General features: G+C 61.7%; 5 protein-coding genes. 3 read left to right on the top strand and 2 right to left on the bottom strand.

Annotation, left to right across the window (positions count from 1 at the left end):
- Positions 1–33: 33 nt before the first annotated feature.
- Together AB4P90_RS06470 and AB4P90_RS06465 are read left to right on the top strand one after the other, a co-directional pair.
- The gene (locus AB4P90_RS06470; protein WP_395605757.1) at positions 34–4,719 is read left to right on the top strand and encodes a hypothetical protein; all 4,686 of its coding nucleotides are present in this window, start codon (positions 34–36) and stop codon (positions 4,717–4,719) included.
- Positions 4,689–6,524, top strand: a complete 1,836-nt coding sequence (locus AB4P90_RS06465; RefSeq protein ID WP_395605756.1) for an NEL-type E3 ubiquitin ligase domain-containing protein — start codon at positions 4,689–4,691, stop codon at positions 6,522–6,524. The genes AB4P90_RS06470 and AB4P90_RS06465 overlap by 31 nt, the downstream gene beginning before the upstream one ends.
- Positions 6,525–6,565: 41 nt before the next feature.
- On the opposite strand, the gene AB4P90_RS06460 is transcribed toward AB4P90_RS06465, so the two are convergent.
- Entirely contained in the window at positions 6,566–7,984 is a 1,419-nt protein-coding gene (locus AB4P90_RS06460) for an amino acid permease (RefSeq protein ID WP_014717102.1), read from the bottom strand.
- A 345-nt stretch (positions 7,985–8,329) separates the two neighbouring features.
- Positions 8,330–12,913: a hypothetical protein gene (locus AB4P90_RS06455; RefSeq protein WP_395605755.1), complete on the bottom strand. Its 4,584-nt coding sequence runs from the start codon at positions 12,911–12,913 to the stop codon at positions 8,330–8,332.
- 181 nt (positions 12,914–13,094) lie between these two features.
- On the opposite strand from AB4P90_RS06455, the gene AB4P90_RS06450 reads away from it, so the two are divergent.
- Positions 13,095–16,184: a transglycosylase domain-containing protein gene (locus AB4P90_RS06450; protein WP_395605754.1), complete on the top strand. Its 3,090-nt coding sequence runs from the start codon at positions 13,095–13,097 to the stop codon at positions 16,182–16,184.
- Positions 16,185–16,235: the final 51 nt, after the last annotated feature.

Below are 16,235 nucleotides of genomic sequence, written 5' to 3'. Positions count from 1 at the left end.
CCCTTCCACCTCACCGTGAAAGGAAATGGCGCCATGCCCACCCAGTTACTGCTCAACGGTTTATCCGGGACCTTGCAAGACAGCGAGTCCTGGAACCGGCAACAAGCCCTGGCAATGATCCGCGACACCGTCGCCCAAACCCTGGCCAGCCTCACGCCCACCCAACAACGTGAGTATGTGAAGCTGCAGCGCGAGGCACATCGCGCACTCATGGCGGTGGAAGCCGCCAACAACACCCTGATCAGCACCTTCAAGGCGCAGGGCCTGGCACGCCTGAGGGCGAAGGTCGGCGGCCAGGATCCAGAAAAAATCTACCTGCACACACGCTATCTGGAACCGGTCTCGCCGCCCCTCCCGTGGGAGCCCCGTGCCAGCACGGTCAACGGCCTGAACCCCAAGCGCTTTCGCAGGGCGTATGACGAATGGAAATACCGGCCGCACCTGTCGACGATGTCATTGTGGGAAGCCGCATGCCTGAACTTCAGTTTCGCCACCCAGACGCGCCAGGCTTCCGGCCACACATTCGTCGACGCTTCCTACCTGTCCGGCAGCCACGACAAGTCGCTGACGGTGGAGTCGTTTATCGCGATCACCCGCGAGCTGGACCTGGGCGGCGCGCTGCAAGCAACCCTCAATGCGCAGTTGCGCCCGGACGGCAACCTGCATGCCCTGTTGCGCACCAGTGCACGCGCCTGCCTGCGCTTCGAGGCCCTAGAAGCCTATCGCAATCGCCGCAGCTCTGGCCTGACCCTTGGGCTTTACAACACGTTGATCGAGGCCATCGACAAGGATGAAACGGTCCAGCACATTGAGCAATTGGCGCTGAGCAAACCGTCAGGTGTGTTTCCGCAGGTCACCCTCACGCCGCCCGCCAGCGCTGTTCCATTGCCGCTGCTGCTGATTCCGGTCGCCAGCCTTGGAGTAGTCTCCTACTTCCCTTTCCGCCCCGGTGGCGCGCTGCGTTTCCATCCCGATGCACGCAGCGCCCATGCCCAATTTCTGGCGCAACTCAAAGAAAGCCATCGCAAACACGACCTGGGCTGGTTTTCTCGCCAGTTGCCGATCACCGAACTCAACGAGTTCAAACGCCTGTTGTACGCGCAAGAGCGCCCCGAGGGTTTGTCTGCCGCTGCCGCTTTTCTGTACGACAGCCTGCACTACCTGTTCCCCGAGCGCACGCTGGCTGACCTGCGCTTCACACCCGTGCCCAAGAGCCCGCGTCCCGTTTCAGTGGTCGACACTTTGACCGCCTCGATGGTGCAACAATTGCAGTCCAACCTGGCCACATTGGCCAATACCCGTACGGACCGCGACGTGCAAGCCGTCATCGATGGCGCCGCCGCGATTGCCGCCGAAGTCCTGGAGTTGTTGCTGACGCCTGTACCGGGCGGCGTCACCGGCTTGAACCGGGTCATGCAAGTGGCGGTATTCGGCAGCCTGGCCCACAGCGTCACGCAGGGCGTCAACGAAGCGCTCAAGGGCGAGGCCAGTACCTTTGCCGCCGCGATGGGTGACGTCGCCGACCTGGCAATCAGCGGCCTGCTGATCTCTACCGCCGGCCGGGTACATCGTCGCCGTATGAACCAGTTGCTCCAGCAACTGGGCAACCCACGCAAAGTCACGCGCAACGATGGCAGCCCTGCGCTGTGGAAACCCGACATCAGCCCCTACGCGATCCTCGACCAGCACCTGCTCAACGGCCAGATAGCCAATGCCCAGGGGATCTATTCGCTCAGGGGCAAACAGTACGTGTGGCTTCAAGCGGCCGAGCAAAAACACGTGGTGGAGGTGGGCTACGACAACCGCCTGATGCGCTTTGTGCTCAAGAACGACCACCAGGGCGGCTTTGCCCCACCGATTGTGTTCACCCCGCACCTGGACGCGTGGACGCTGGACCTGCAAAACGCACACACCCTGTCCAACGTGCAATTGGCCGAACGCATGCTGCCCAATGGCGCTGCCGCCGTGCCCATTGAGTCCATGGAAAACCTGCTGCGCAGCACGGCCACCAGCCGCAGTACCCTGGATGGTATCTGGGCAGGCCAGCCGACGCCGGTCAACCTTACCGAAGGGGTGCGTCGACTGCAGGCCGACCGTGTGATCGAACAACTCATCCACACCTTTCATCGACGCGGCCACATGCCGCCCCACGCCGACGGTGCCGTGCTGTGCCTGCTGACTCAATTACCGGAGTGGCCGGCGGGCGCGGCAATCAATGTGTATGACGGCCAAGGCAATCTGAGCGAAACCTACAGCGCCAGTGAGCAGACAACCACGGCCATCAATATCAAGCGGCGCGACGATGGCCGCTACGCGGGGCTTGATGATCCTGCTGACAGCGAAACGACGAGGCAGGCACTGTTTGAGCTGATCCTGCGCCAGCAACCCGCCGGTTCCGTATTGGGCAAGGCCGGCAGCCCGCTGCTCGACAATACCCAGCGTATCGCCCGCTTGCGCCTGCAAATCAGCGCCCTGGCCCAGGCCCGACGTGCCGACCTGTTCAACGCCATGACTCGTTTCGCCGGTTACGCCCGCCACGAAATGCCTGCGGACCATCCGGCCCGTTCGCTTGTACCCACCAGGGTGGCTCAACCGCTGGTAGCGATCACGCCATTGCTGCGAAAACTGCACGAACGCTATCCCCCGCTCACGCCAGCCAACCTGGCACAATTGCTTGAGCAACACCCACTGACCTCAGAGCAGCAAGCACGCTTTTTACAGGACGCCACCCTGCCACCCACAGTCCATCAAGGGCTGGAACAACACCGCATCGCGTTGCGTCTCGATGCCGCCATCGACGGCCTGTACCATTCGCGCCCGTTCAATCCAGACAACGACCAGTGGGCCCGGGAGTTTGCATCCAGCCTGCTACGCACGCGGCTCAACCGCGCTTTCGTGGTGACCGAGGTCGTCGATGGCGTTATCACCCGGCCCTATGTCTCGACGGGGCCCGATGACACCACGGTTGAACTGCGCCATTACGGCGAAGGCCGCTACGAAGCGTATGACATGCGCAACGGCGGCACCATTCCTGTATCGCCCACCACCGACAGTTTTTACCTGGCCATTGCCTCGGTGCTGCAACCTCACGAACGCACCCAATTGGGCATGACCGCCGACACCGATGCCAAGGGCCTGCGCAAAACCCTGGGCGACCTGATGAGCGAACGGCGCGGCCCCGAAGGTGTCAGCCTGCTCAACGGTTCTCTGGGGCAGTACGAACAGAATGTGCTGCTGCCGGCGCACGTGCAGGCCAACGCCGAGGGCATCTATCAATGGCGAGACCAGCAGTTGATTGCCCTCTACGGCTCGCTGTATCCGATCACATTCGATCAACAAGTGCTCAAGTGGCGGCTCAAGCATCCGCAGAAAGTCGGCGTCGATACACCACGGCTCGAACACAATGGCCACGGCGCCTGGCGCTTGGCCAGCGAAGACCCGCTTAGCTGGGATGACCATGCATTGCTCTATCGCCTGGGCCCGCAAGAGCTCCACATCGACCGGCCAACCTCGGCACGCATCCTCGCCATCACCGATACCCCGGCTCGGGCCCTGCGTGAAGTGCACAGCGCCGGCCTGCCGCCACCGCCGCTGCTTGCCGATACCCGTAAGCGGGTGGCTATCGAGCGGCAAATCCTGCACTTCATCGAGGCCATGCGCACGGCGTCAGCCCGCCAAAACGCCCGCCCGACCCTGCAATTGATGTTGCTGAGCCTGCTGCCGGGCTGGCCTGAGACCCATGTGTTGCAAGTGGTGGGCAGACAACGCCAAGTACTGGCGCAATACCCGGCCAGGGTCAAAAACCCCATAGAGAAGATCTTGATTTCAGAAGCCGACGCCCGAGGGCCGACGCCGCTGCACGATGCGGCACTCAATGACACCCTGGTCCAGGCGCTGCTGGGGGAACTGCCAGGCACCGTGCAAGAACGCCAGTTCAAGTTGGCAAAGAAAATCGCCGAGTACGCCTACCAGGAACGGGCCCAGTTGTTCGAGCAGTTTTACACGCAAAGCGAACAGCCCGGCACACTTCTGGAGACGCGCCTGAAAGCTCAACATCCCCATCTGCCCGTCAGTGCCGTCAGGGCCATCCTCGGCCAGGCCACGCTCAAAGAACAGCGCCAGCTCCAGGACAAGGATCAGGTCGGCCTGCGCCTGGCCGAACAAGCCCGGCTGACCGCCAACGACCTGCGCCTCAACCGTGCGTATGAAGGCCTGTACCTGACCACCCTGATGAACCCCGACAGCGACTCCATCATCCTGCACTTGCTCAAAACCCTTCCGGGCTGGCCTGCACAATTGCGCCTGGATGTTCACTCTGAACGCGACCCGGGGCGCCTGCTCGAGAGCGGCGGTAATCTGAACGGCACCGATCGCCGCTCACTTGTCCGGGAGGGTGGGCGTTACCGTGCGCTCGACGCACAAGGCCGTTCACTCAACGATCCGGCAGACAGTACCTGTGACTTGTTGAGCGCGATTATCCTGCTGCTGTCGACACGCGAATGCGAGGCCTTGGGCGTGGCTGACCGGCTGGACCTAACGGCGCTGCAGGCGCGTATCGTCGACCTGGCGCTCAACCAGCGGGTGTCGATCAAACGGTTGCTCGACCTGCCCCATATTCCGCCATGGCTGCAGCCGCCCATGCAGGTAAACAGCTCGTTCGTGGTGTACCCGCTTTCACTGCAAAACCTGTGGCCCGCCCCCTTCGTTCGCCAGACCTGATCAGCAAAGTCCAGGCGCTCTACCCCAGCCTCAATGCGATGCACGCCGGTGATCTGATCGACTCACTGGGCCTGTCACAACCCGCCCTGCTGCTGGAACTGGAACGGCGCAGAGTCGAATACGCCAGCCTGGATTACGGTCTGACCCGGTGGGCAGAAACCCCGCAGCCCATTGACGACTCTGCCACCGACCCCTTGGGGCTGAACATGGGCCGGCGGCGCCACCTGGCCCAGCACATTCGTCGGGCCTGGCGCCGGGAAACCTGGCGCGGCCATATCCACGGCCAGTTCGATACCCACTGTATGATCCTGCGTCTGGATGACAACAACCTGCCCGACGCCGACTTCATCCTGGGAACACGGGGCTTTGAACACATTGAATACCTGAACATGTCGGGCAATGCTTTCCCGCCCACCGGCAACGCCTTTCTGAGTCGCTTTTCCAATCTGCGTACGCTGAATATCGATTGCCTGCTCAACGAGTTGCCCGTCGAAATCACCCAGATGCGCCAGCTGCAAATTCTGAACCTGGGTGGCAACAACATCACCCTGACCGAGGAGGCTCGCCAACGCTTGGGGCAAATGACGGCGTTGCAGGAGTTGAACCTGAACGACAACCCGTTGCGCCTGGCTCCGGACGTCAGCGCCATGGAGCGTTTACGAATCCTCAACCTGCGTAACACCCAGCTCGATCAATGGCCCGCCGGGGCTGAAAGCAGGCCTCTGCTGACCCAACTGCTGCTCCAGGAGAATCAACTGACGACGTTGCCGCCGACCCTGTTCCAATCCGATCGAAGGGTCCGCTCCAGCCGCAATATCAATTTGCATGACAACCCGCTGAATGCCGAGTCCCTGGCATTGATAGGTGAATACCGCCTGCGCACCGGAAACACCGCCGGTGGGCCACTACCCGGAATTGTCCATCAACTGCTCCCGGCAGATTGTTCCGATTGGTTGAGCGGCATACCGCAGGCTGAACACGCACAACGCCGCACCCTCTGGGACCAACTGCTGCAGATCGAAGAGCCCAGGCCCGATGACGCCTTTCGGGTGTTCCGGGATTTGACCAGCGCTTATGCCTATCGCAATACGCATTTGCGCCCAGCACTGACCAAACGCGTCTGGAAACTGATGGAGGCCATGGGCGACTCCACTGAATTGCGCAATGAAATCTTCCTCAACACCTACCTGGCAGGCACCTGCGGCGACGGTGCGCTGTTGACCTTCATTGATATGGAAATCGCGCACCGGCGTCACCAGGCCAAGGTGCAACCCGCCACTCTGCAAGCCAGCCGCGAACTGATGGAACTGAGCATCAGCGTATTCTTCCTGCGTGAACTGGACCAATTCGCCGAGGAACATATTCTGGCACTGCGTGCCGCTGACAAAAACCCGGACGACGTTGAAATCAAGCTTTACTTGCGCATAGCGCTGGCTCAGGAGTTCAGCCTGCCGGTAGGTCGCGAGGAAATGCTGTACTCGGTCGACAGCTGGGTCAGCGCCGCAGACGTCACCCGCGCTCGCCAGCGGCTGCAAGCGCTCAAGAACACCGACGCCGCGTACGAAGCGCTGATGACCGAACCCTTCTGGATCGAGTTCATGACGCGCCACCTGCCAGAGCCATTCACGGCCATTCGGGACACCACGCGCCACAAAATCGAAAGGCTTAATCGGGAGGAATTGGACAGACGCTCGGACGCCTACCTGGACCGGCGCCAGGCAATCATCGACGATGAAAAGGAGGAGTTGGCCTCGCTGCTGCGACAACTGACGCAAGCCATACGGGCGTCAATCACCCGGCCCTGAAAGAAAACGGCCCGCCTGCTGCGGCAGGCCGTTGCAACAGGTTAAACCGAGCGCGTTGCAGTGCTATGGGTAGCCGTTGGCTGCAATTTGAACACATGGTAAAGCACAGTCAGCAATACCAGGAACGCAGGCCCCACATACAAGGCCACGCGGGTGTCCGGGAAGTACGCCATCAGGCCCACCACCAGTACCAGGAACGCCAGCGCCAGGTAGGAGCTGACCGGGTACAGCCACATGCGGTACTTCAGGCCTGCCTGCTCGGCAGGGCTCAAACCTTTGCGGAACTTGAGCTGAGCCAGCAGGATCATCAGCCAGGTCCAGATCGCGCCGAAGGTGGCGATGGAGGTCACCCAGACGAACACCTGGTCCGGTACCAGATAGTTGAGCAATACGCCGAGCAGCAAGGCAAAGATTGACAACAGCAGCGCCTTGCGCGGCACGCCATTGCTGGAGGTCTGGCCAAAGGTAGCTGGCGCCTGGCCGTTCTGCGCCAGGCTATAGAGCATGCGCCCTGTGCTGAAGATACCGCCGTTGCAGGAGGACAGCGCGGCGGTGATCACCACGAAGTTGATGATGCCGGCAGCAGTCTTGATGCCAAGGCGCTCGAAGGTCATCACGAACGGACTGCCCTGGGTGCCGATTTCATTCCACGGGTAGATCGACAGGATCACGAACAACGCGCCGACGTAGAACAACAGGATGCGCCAGAACACCGAGCCAATGGCGCTGGGGATGGTCTTCTGCGGGTTGCGCGCCTCACCGGCGGTGAGGCCGATCATCTCGACGCCCAGGTAGGCGAACATCACCATCTGCAATGACATCAGCACGCCCTGCACGCCATTGGGCATGAAGCCGCCATGGGCCCACAGGTTGGAAATGCCCAGTGCAACGCCGTCATTGCCGAAGCCGAAGGCAATGATGCCGACGCCGCCGATTACCATGGCAATGATGGTGACGATCTTGATCAGTGCAAACCAGAATTCGAACTCACCGAAAGCCTTTACCGCGATCAGGTTGATGGTGCCCATGCTGATCAGTGCCGCCAGGGCCCAGATCCAACGCGGCGTGTCGGGGAACCAGACGCCCATGTACACCGCTACGGCGGTGATTTCCGCGACGCAGGTCACCAGCCACAGGAACCAGTAGTTCCAGCCGGTGAGAAAACCCGCCAACGGCCCGAGGTAATCCTGGGCATAGCGGCTGAACGAACCGGCCACGGGGTTGTGTACCGCCATTTCACCGAGGGCGCGCATGATCACCAGAATGGCCAGGCCACCGATGATGTACGAGAGCATGATCGCCGGGCCGGCCATTTCAATCGCCTTGGCCGAACCCAGGAACAGGCCCACACCGATGCAGGCGCCAAGCGCCATCAGGCGAATATGCCGTTCACCGAGTTCGCGTTTGAGCGGTCCGCCTTGAGCGGTCTCGCCAGGGGGCAGTGGTTTGCCGACAGGCATAGGGATACAACCTCATTTTGTTATTGGATTAAGCCACCGAGCCTGTGGTGCAGCAGCGTGTAGGCCGATACACCGGCTTGACCGGGTCTGCCTCGTGGGCAAACCCGCCTGGCGGGCGTAGGCGGCCAGGTCAGCGGGGCGTCAGTATAAAAAGCAAGCGGTAGGATATTTCACTCTATAAACACACAAATTTGGCGATATGCCCCGTAAAAAAGTCCTTGGGCGGGGGAAGTACCAGGCCTCTAAACCGGCCTTCCCAGGGTAAAACGGCGCAGAGTATTGCATAACCTGTTACCGGTTGGGCTCGCTCATCCGCCGCAGGCGCGAGCGAGCCCACCTTGGCAGTCAGTCAACACTGAAGAACAAACGCCGCGCCAACAGCCTGGAAATGCTCGCCCGTTCGATCTCCAGGGTCTGCTGTACACGGCCGGTCTGGCCGGTGCGAATCCGCGCGAACGCCTGGGCTTCGGCCTGGGCCTGGGCCTGGCGCCCGAGGCGTTCCTGTTCAGGGCTCTTGAGGTGGGCAGCGGTGTAGTGGTCGTCCGGCCCCTGGCGGTTTTCATAGTGAAAATGCGCGTAACACAGGGGCAGCCCAGTGTCCGCGTCCAGCACGACATACACTTGGATAAAATCCCGGGCTTTGTCCTTGATGGGCACGCGCGCGTCTTGGCGAACGATGCGAACTTCATTGAGCCCGTGCAGAAAGTCCACGTCTTCGGCGCGACTCAACTTCAGCTTGCTCGCGCGCACCCGCGCCTCCACACCCGCTGCGTCCAACAGCAGCGCGGCGGCACGCAACTGGGTGGCACGCACTCTCGCCGTGTTTTGCTGGGTAGGCTTCAGCCGTGACGGGTTCAAGGTCAGCAGTTTCTTGTCGATATCCGCAGCGACCATCCGCCGGCTGTTGGCCTGAGCCGCCAGTAAGGCTTGCAGAGATGAAGGCTCGCATTGGCTGGCCAAGGCCTGCACCTTGAGGATGGCGATATCGACATCTTCCAACAATCGCTGGCCCTTGTTCAGCAGCGCGCCCAATTGTGGGTTGGCCGTGCGCTGGGGCGCAGGCTCAACCGGCTCCCATATGCCGTCTTCAGCCTCGGTGAAGGTGGCAAGCACACTGCCTTTGTCATCCACCAACTCTGCCGTGCCCGCTGGCGTCTTGATGCGTGCTACATAAACTTCCCGGTTACGGGTGCGGATGATCTTTTTGACCCGCGCCCCTGCTGCGCTGGGCGGCCTGGGTTGTCTGCCGCCAGGCAACGGTGCCAGCAGATCAGCCAGTTGCCCATCGGCTTGCTGGTGCAGGTCGGCCAACAGCGCCTGCAGCTTTTCCAGGTTGGGCAAGTCAAAGGTGTCCGGTGCCATGGCTCGCCAGAACTGAATATGGTCGTCGGTCACCGCGTAGACATGACTGAGGCTTTTAAGCAGTTCGATACGCTCCTCAACAGTGGTGGTCAGGTTCTCCAATTCGGCCAGGGAGCGGCTGGCCCAACGGGCCCGATTGATCACCCGGTTCAAGCTGTCGAAAAACTCTACTTCCAGGGGCGGCCCTTCAATGTCGATGGTGATGCCCCACAGCGTGGTGACCTGCAACGCCTGCAAATCCAGAATGGAGGGGCGCGAAGGCAGCTGTGCGTCCAGCGCCCGGGCTTTGTCACGGCCCAGGCGCGGTACGCTGTTCAACTGCTCCATATAGGCGCTTTCCAACTTGCGATTGCTGATAGCTGCGTCCTCGGCCGTCACCTGTTCGCGCATGTTTTTTTTCAGGTTGGCATGGGCCTGACGGTTAAGGTCGGAGCCGGCTTCGTCATCGGTTTCGTCTTGCAGCAGATCCAACAAAGGTTTGATCCGCCGATTGATCTGGATCATGCGCTCACGGGTGTCAGCGTCCATCAATCGCAAGGTGAGAATCAGCGACTCGAGTATTTCACACAGATTTTCCTCGTAACGGGGACGGGGCTTGATTGCCCGCAGACGCATGAGCAGTTGCAGTTCCTTCTCGGAAAACTCGACCTTGTTGCGCAGTTCCTGCTGGTAACGCTGCTCAAGCCTGGCAAGCTGTTGGGCGTCGATTTTATCTTTGGACTCAACCACCAGCTTGCGCGCCACCTGCATGGCGGCAGCCGCTTTGGCACGCGAACGTCCAGCCTCACGGTACTGTTCTTCAAGGCGTGGCAGTGAAAGCTCCAGCGCCTGCAACTGAGCCTCCATCGCCGCATCGGCATTGCCGCCGACCAAGCGCAAGCGCCCATCGAAATCCCAATGCCCGTCCCCCAACGGCTTGAGCCACGGCCCTTTCTGGGCACCATCGGCGCTGATCACCCGCCACGCGCCCGACTCGTCCACCACCCGATAAAGATGCCCACGCACCAAGGCTCGCCATTGCGGCGGCGAATAAGCGGTGTCACGCAACAAGCCACGGCGCGGGCCGCTTGACTCGGCGTGGTCCCAGCCGCCGGAGAACGCGCCCAGGCTCAAGGTACGGGCCCGTGCATGTTGCGCGGCGGTCAGGGTATCGCGGGCGTTACTCCAACGGGTCGGCGAGCTGAACGTCACGGGCGGTGCGCCACGTGTGGGCACCCTGGTGGTGGCAGTGGCTCGGGCCAGGGGGGCGAACACCGGATGCTCCAGTTGCAATGGCGGTAAAGGATCATGGGGCGTGGCTTGATGGGCAAGGACAACCATCAGATTGCTTAACACGTCCATGACCGCTTTGTTCCTGACCTGTTCATCCTGGCTGGCCAAGTCCTGAATGTCTTGTTGCAGGCTGTCGATCAGTTGCACCAGCCACCCCCCCAGTTGCAAGGGCCCGATGGCAAACGGCAGCACGCTGCCAAACAGCAGCCACCCCACCTCTTTAAGCCTGGCCCAGCGCTGCTCGGCATTCGATACCGATTGCCGATCAGCCAGAGCCACCAGGGCCTGGGCCGTGCCCTCAAAGACCAGGCTGCAAGCGTCCTCGTCGTTCAATTGTTTGCTGAGCTGGACCGGGGCAGGTTTCTCGTACAGCGTAAATTCATCACCGGGTAAAAAGCGGCGGATATGCGGTTCAAGGAAGCCGCCGTTGGCATACACCGCCTGGCGTGCCGGGGCGAGCCACGTCAGCACGTCATCCTGCAGCGGGCCGTTAGCCTTGATGGCGTCAAACAAAGCCTTGATCGACTCGAACCCTTGCAACATCGGCTTGAGCAAGGGCCGGTACAGCAGATGAACGCCAGCGTTCCCGGTAGCCGGCCCAATGATGAAGTGATTAGTGACCACATCCTGCGCAGCCTCAGGCGAAGCCTTGAATGCCAGCGGCCACAACGTCATCGCCTGGCCTTGCACCTTGCGCTCGGCAAGGCTGGCTTGCAACGCGGCCTGTACGCGGTCGACACCTTCCTGAGTCAGGCCGTGCTCACCTTTGAGTTTCAGTTCCAGCGCCAGCATCGGCAGTTGCACCCGTAACTGGCGGGTGAACAACCCTGAGCGACGACTGCGTTCCAACGGGTCATCCAGCAGTTTTTTCTTCAATAGATCAGGGTAGGCCTGGCCCACATCGGCTTTTTCCACACAACCTTGAAGCAGGCCATAGGTCAACCACTCGGGGGCTTGGGCACCCTTGAGGGTGATCTCGGTGACGGTGTGGGGGAAGCCGGCCAGGTTTTCCAGGGCCAGCTCGGTCAGGCTCACCGTGACCGGGTCGACTTCACCGGCGACAAAGCCCCCTGGGACTGGAATCGCCGCAGCGATCACGCGGTTGAAGGTCAACTGAACGTCGGCGGGCCGTACTGTTTTGGTGGCGGGTTCGGCTTGCAGGCAAGTGCGCAAGGCCCGGTCGGCAAACACCTGAATTGAATCAATACCGTCCAGAAAATGTTGCCCGCCACTGTGCTCATGGGCCAGCACCAGCGCCTGGACCAGACGTGCGTAGGTGATGCTGTCGTCACGGTTGGCATGGACCAGCCACAACGGCAGGGCCTCACGCAGCTTGCGCTGGCCTGCACTCAGGTGCGCAACAAACCAGCGGTGGGGGTTGGTGATGTACGCAAGCAACGCTTGGTGCTGGCCCGGCGCCAGGGGCAGGTTGCGGTCGATGCGATCGATTTCCCGCAGCTGCAGCGCCAGGTAACTGGCGGCCAACGCATCGAAGGGATCGCTTTCCACGTCCTGGGCAAACCACTGCTCAGTGTCGGCGTCTTCGGGCACACAGGCCGGTAACAGCGCCGCCACATCGTCAATGCTACCCAATGGATGAACACCGCTGGCCGGGCTGAACAGCAACGTCTGTTGCCCGTGGCTGAGGATCAGCAACGGCAACATCAGCGGCGTCGCGCCGGCCAGGAACACCGCCTGTACACGCAACGCCTCACCGTGGGCGCTCCACTCGCGGTCGGGCCGCGTCGGGTGCAGCAGGGTCTTGGGGAACAGCCGGGCAAACCCCTCGTCATTGAAACCAGGTGGTTTGCCGGCATCGTACAGCAACGTCAGCAGATCATCCGACAGGTAGCCCCAACGCGTCATCTCCACCGGCAACGCCTCACGCCACCAGGCTTGCAAGCGCTGTGCATACGCCCCCAACAACCCCGCGCCGCAGCGATTGAGCAGCGGCTCCAGCTCGCTGAGGGTCGGGCCACCGACCACAAACACTTCCCGCACGCGCTGCACCACGACGTGATAGTCCGCCACCAACAGCAAGGGCTTGCTGCTGGCCAAGCGTTGCAGCACCCACTCGGGCAAAGACCGGTAGGCCAGCGCGTCGTCGTCATCGGTCGGGGTGGCGATGTAAATCAAGCCAACCTGCCATTTTCCCGCGCCCAAATGCTCGTCCAGATAAGCCTGGACACTGTCGTTCGCGACTGTGAGCAGGCTCGGCGGCTCGCCGAACAAGGTTTGGATTTGCTCAATGGTGGCTTGGCGCGGCGAGCCTGAAGCGGTGTCGGAAAGGGTCATGGCAGAGCTCTATGATGGTTTAAATCACGAACGCTACCCGCTGCCATCCTGGCGACGCGGTAGTTATCTACCCTCCCGTCTGACGACTCGATCTTTAGCGCCCTACAAACTTCGTAGTGCAGTCAATCAGCGTCTACGCTTCAGACAAGTCCGATCAATCTATAAGAATGGTCAATCGACTATGGGCGCACTGTGGCAAACCGACTCACACCAGGCGCAAGCTGACAGCCCGTCAGCCACGCCGCTGGCAAAAAAACTCAAACCCGCCCAGTCGTGGCGCCGGCTGTACTGGATGATTCTGTTAATGGCCCTGATCGCCCTGGGGTTTGCCGCCACCCGTGAAATGCACACGGCCCACTGGCAAGCCCGCACATTCAGCCAGTGGGCGGCCCAACTGACCTACACGGTGGCCCCCGGCGCCAGCGATGCCATGGTGTACCCCGGCGACGGTCCGTTCGATCGGCGCCTGGGCTACAGCGCCCTGGGTGAGTTCCTGCCGCGCCTGCTCAAGCGCAACTATCTGATCGAATCCCAGGCGCGCTTTTCCGACGCGCTGATGGACTACAGCCGCCATGGCCTGTTCATTCCCTATGCCGAAAAGCTGCAAGCCGGATTGACCATCACCGACTGCCGCGCCGCACCGCTTTATCAATTCAACTATCCGCCTCAGCTGTATAAGCACTTCAACGAGGTGCCAGCGCTGATGGTCCACAGCCTGCTGTTCATTGAAAACCGCCAATTGCTCGACCCTGACCCGCCCCAGGCGAACCCCGCCGTGGACTGGCCGCGCTTTGCCAAGGCTGCCTGGTCGCAAGTCGCCCGTCAGTTGCACCTGCCAGGGCAATCGGCGGGCGGCAGTACCCTGGCGACGCAATTGGAGAAGTACCGCCACTCCCCGGACGGCTTGACCCTGTCGGGCAGCGAAAAGATCCGCCAGATGCTGTCCGCCAGCGTACGCGCCTACCAGCACGGGCCCGACACCCTCACCGCACGGCAAAACGTAGTGCGCGACTACCTCAACAGCGTGCCCCTGTCGGCGGTCCCTGGGCACGGCGAAGTGCATGGCATCGCCGAGGGGTTGCGGGTGTGGTACGGCGCCGAGTTTGCCCAGGTCAACCGGGCCTTGAACGACACCGCACAAACCCCGGCCAGCCTCGCAGCGCGCGGCCTGGCGTTGCGCCAAGTGCTCTCGCTGATCATCGCCCAGCGCCGCCCCTCCTATTACTTGACCAAGGGCCGTGACGACCTGGTGCAACTGACCGACAGCCACTTGCGGTTGCTGGCGCAAAATGGTGTGGTGCCGGCCGAATGGGTGACGGCGGCGCTGGCAAGCAAGGTCAGCTACCGTGATTGGCAGCAGCAGCCAACCCTGCAAAAAGTCGAGACCAACAAAGGTATCAGCGTCGCGCGCAGCCGCCTGGCCGCCCTGCTCGACCGCCCACTGTACGACCTGGACCGCCTGGACCTGTCGGCCACCAGTACTTTGCAGGGCCAGTTGCAAGAGCAAGTCACCGCCTACCTCAAACGCCTTGCCGCCCCTGACTATGCCGCCGAAATCGGGTTACTCGGCGAGCGCTTGCTCACCCCGGCGAGTACCCCGCAGGTACGCTACAGCTTCACCTTGTTCGAGCGCACCGATGATGGCGCACGGGTACGGGTACAGACCGACAACACGGACCAACCCTTCGACATCAACAACGGCAGCAAACTGGAACTGGGCTCCACCGCCAAGCTGCGGGTGCTCACCACTTACCTGCAAATCGTCGCCGAACTGCATGAGCGCTACGGCGCCGCAACACCTGCGGCACTGAAAAAAATCGAGGTTGCGGAGCAGGACCGCATCAGCCGTTGGGCCGTCGATTACCTGCTACAAAACCCCCGCAAATCCCTGGCCGACATGCTCGACGCTGCGCTTGACCGCACCTATTCGGCAAGCCCGGGCGAGAACTTTTTCACCGGTGGTGGCCTGCACCGCTTCCATAACTTTCGCAACGAAGACAATGGCCGCAACCCGACCCTGCGCGACGCCCTGCGTGAATCGATCAACCTGCCCTTTATCCGCCTGATGCGCGATCTGGTGCGCTACACCACCTACACCAGTGCCAACAACAGCGCGCATTTGCTCAAGGACGACAACGAGCCGCGCCGTCAGGAATACCTGGCGCAATTCGCCGACCGCGAAGGCACCACGTTCCTGCTCAAGTTCTGGAAGAAATACCAGAAGAAAGACACCCAGGCGCGCCTGGAAACCTTCCTCGACAGCCTGCATCCCACGGCGATCCGCCTGGCCGCGGTCCACCGTTATCTGCTGCCGGAGGCCAGCCGCGACAGCTTCAACAGCTTCGTGCGCGCGCGCCTGGCCGGCACCAAGGGCGAGCAGACGCTGACCGACAAGCGCCTCGATGCACTCTATGACAGCTACGGCCCCGGCGCCTACGACCTGCCCGACCAGGGCTATATCGCCAAGGTGCACCCACTGGACCTGTGGTTGCTGGGCTACCTGATCAACCACCCGGAGGCGACGTTCAGCGAAGTCGTCAAGGCCAGCCAGTTCGAGCGCCAGGAGGTCTACAGCTGGCTGTTCAAGAGCCGCCACCAGAGAGCACGCGACAGCCGTATCCGCACCATGCTGGAGATCGAAGCGTTCCTGGAGGTTCATCAACGCTGGAAGGACGTAGGCTACCCCTTCGACCATCTGGTGCCGTCCCTGGCGACCGCCATCGGCAGCTCCGGCGACCGCCCTGCCGCACTGGCCGAGTTGATGGGCATCATCCTCAACGATGGCGTGCGCATCCCGGTACTGCGCATCGACAGCCTGCACTTTGCCGCCGGTACACCGTACGACACCCGCGTGATCAACGACCCCGACCGGGCGCATCGTGTCATGCCCTCCGAAGTTGCCACGGCCTTGCGCGGCGCGTTATCCCAAGTGGTGGACGCCGGCACTGCAAAACGCGTCGCCGGCAGTTTCAAACAGGCCGACGGCACACCACTGGCCATGGGCGGCAAGACCGGCACCGGCGATAACCGCATCGAAGCGATCGGTTCGGGCGGACGTATCATCAGTTCCAAGGCGATCAACCGCACCGCCACTTTCGTGTTCTACATCGGCGAGCGCCACTTCGGCACACTCACTGCGTTCGTACCGGGCAGCTCGGCGCAGGGCTTCAAGTTCACCTCGGCGTTGCCGGTACAAGTGCTTAAAGGCATGGCCCCGATATTGATGCCTTATCTGCAAGGTGAGAGTCAGAGCACATGCCTGCCTCGATGAGCGCCGCGCCAGAGTGGTAATCCGTTGTTGCTTGCTCCTGGCTTATTGATC

The sequence above is a fragment of the Pseudomonas sp. B16120 genome, assembly GCF_044218845.1.
GTDB lineage: Bacteria > Pseudomonadota > Gammaproteobacteria > Pseudomonadales > Pseudomonadaceae > Aquipseudomonas > Aquipseudomonas paracarnis.
This window is presented reverse-complemented; position numbering and strand designations above follow the sequence as displayed.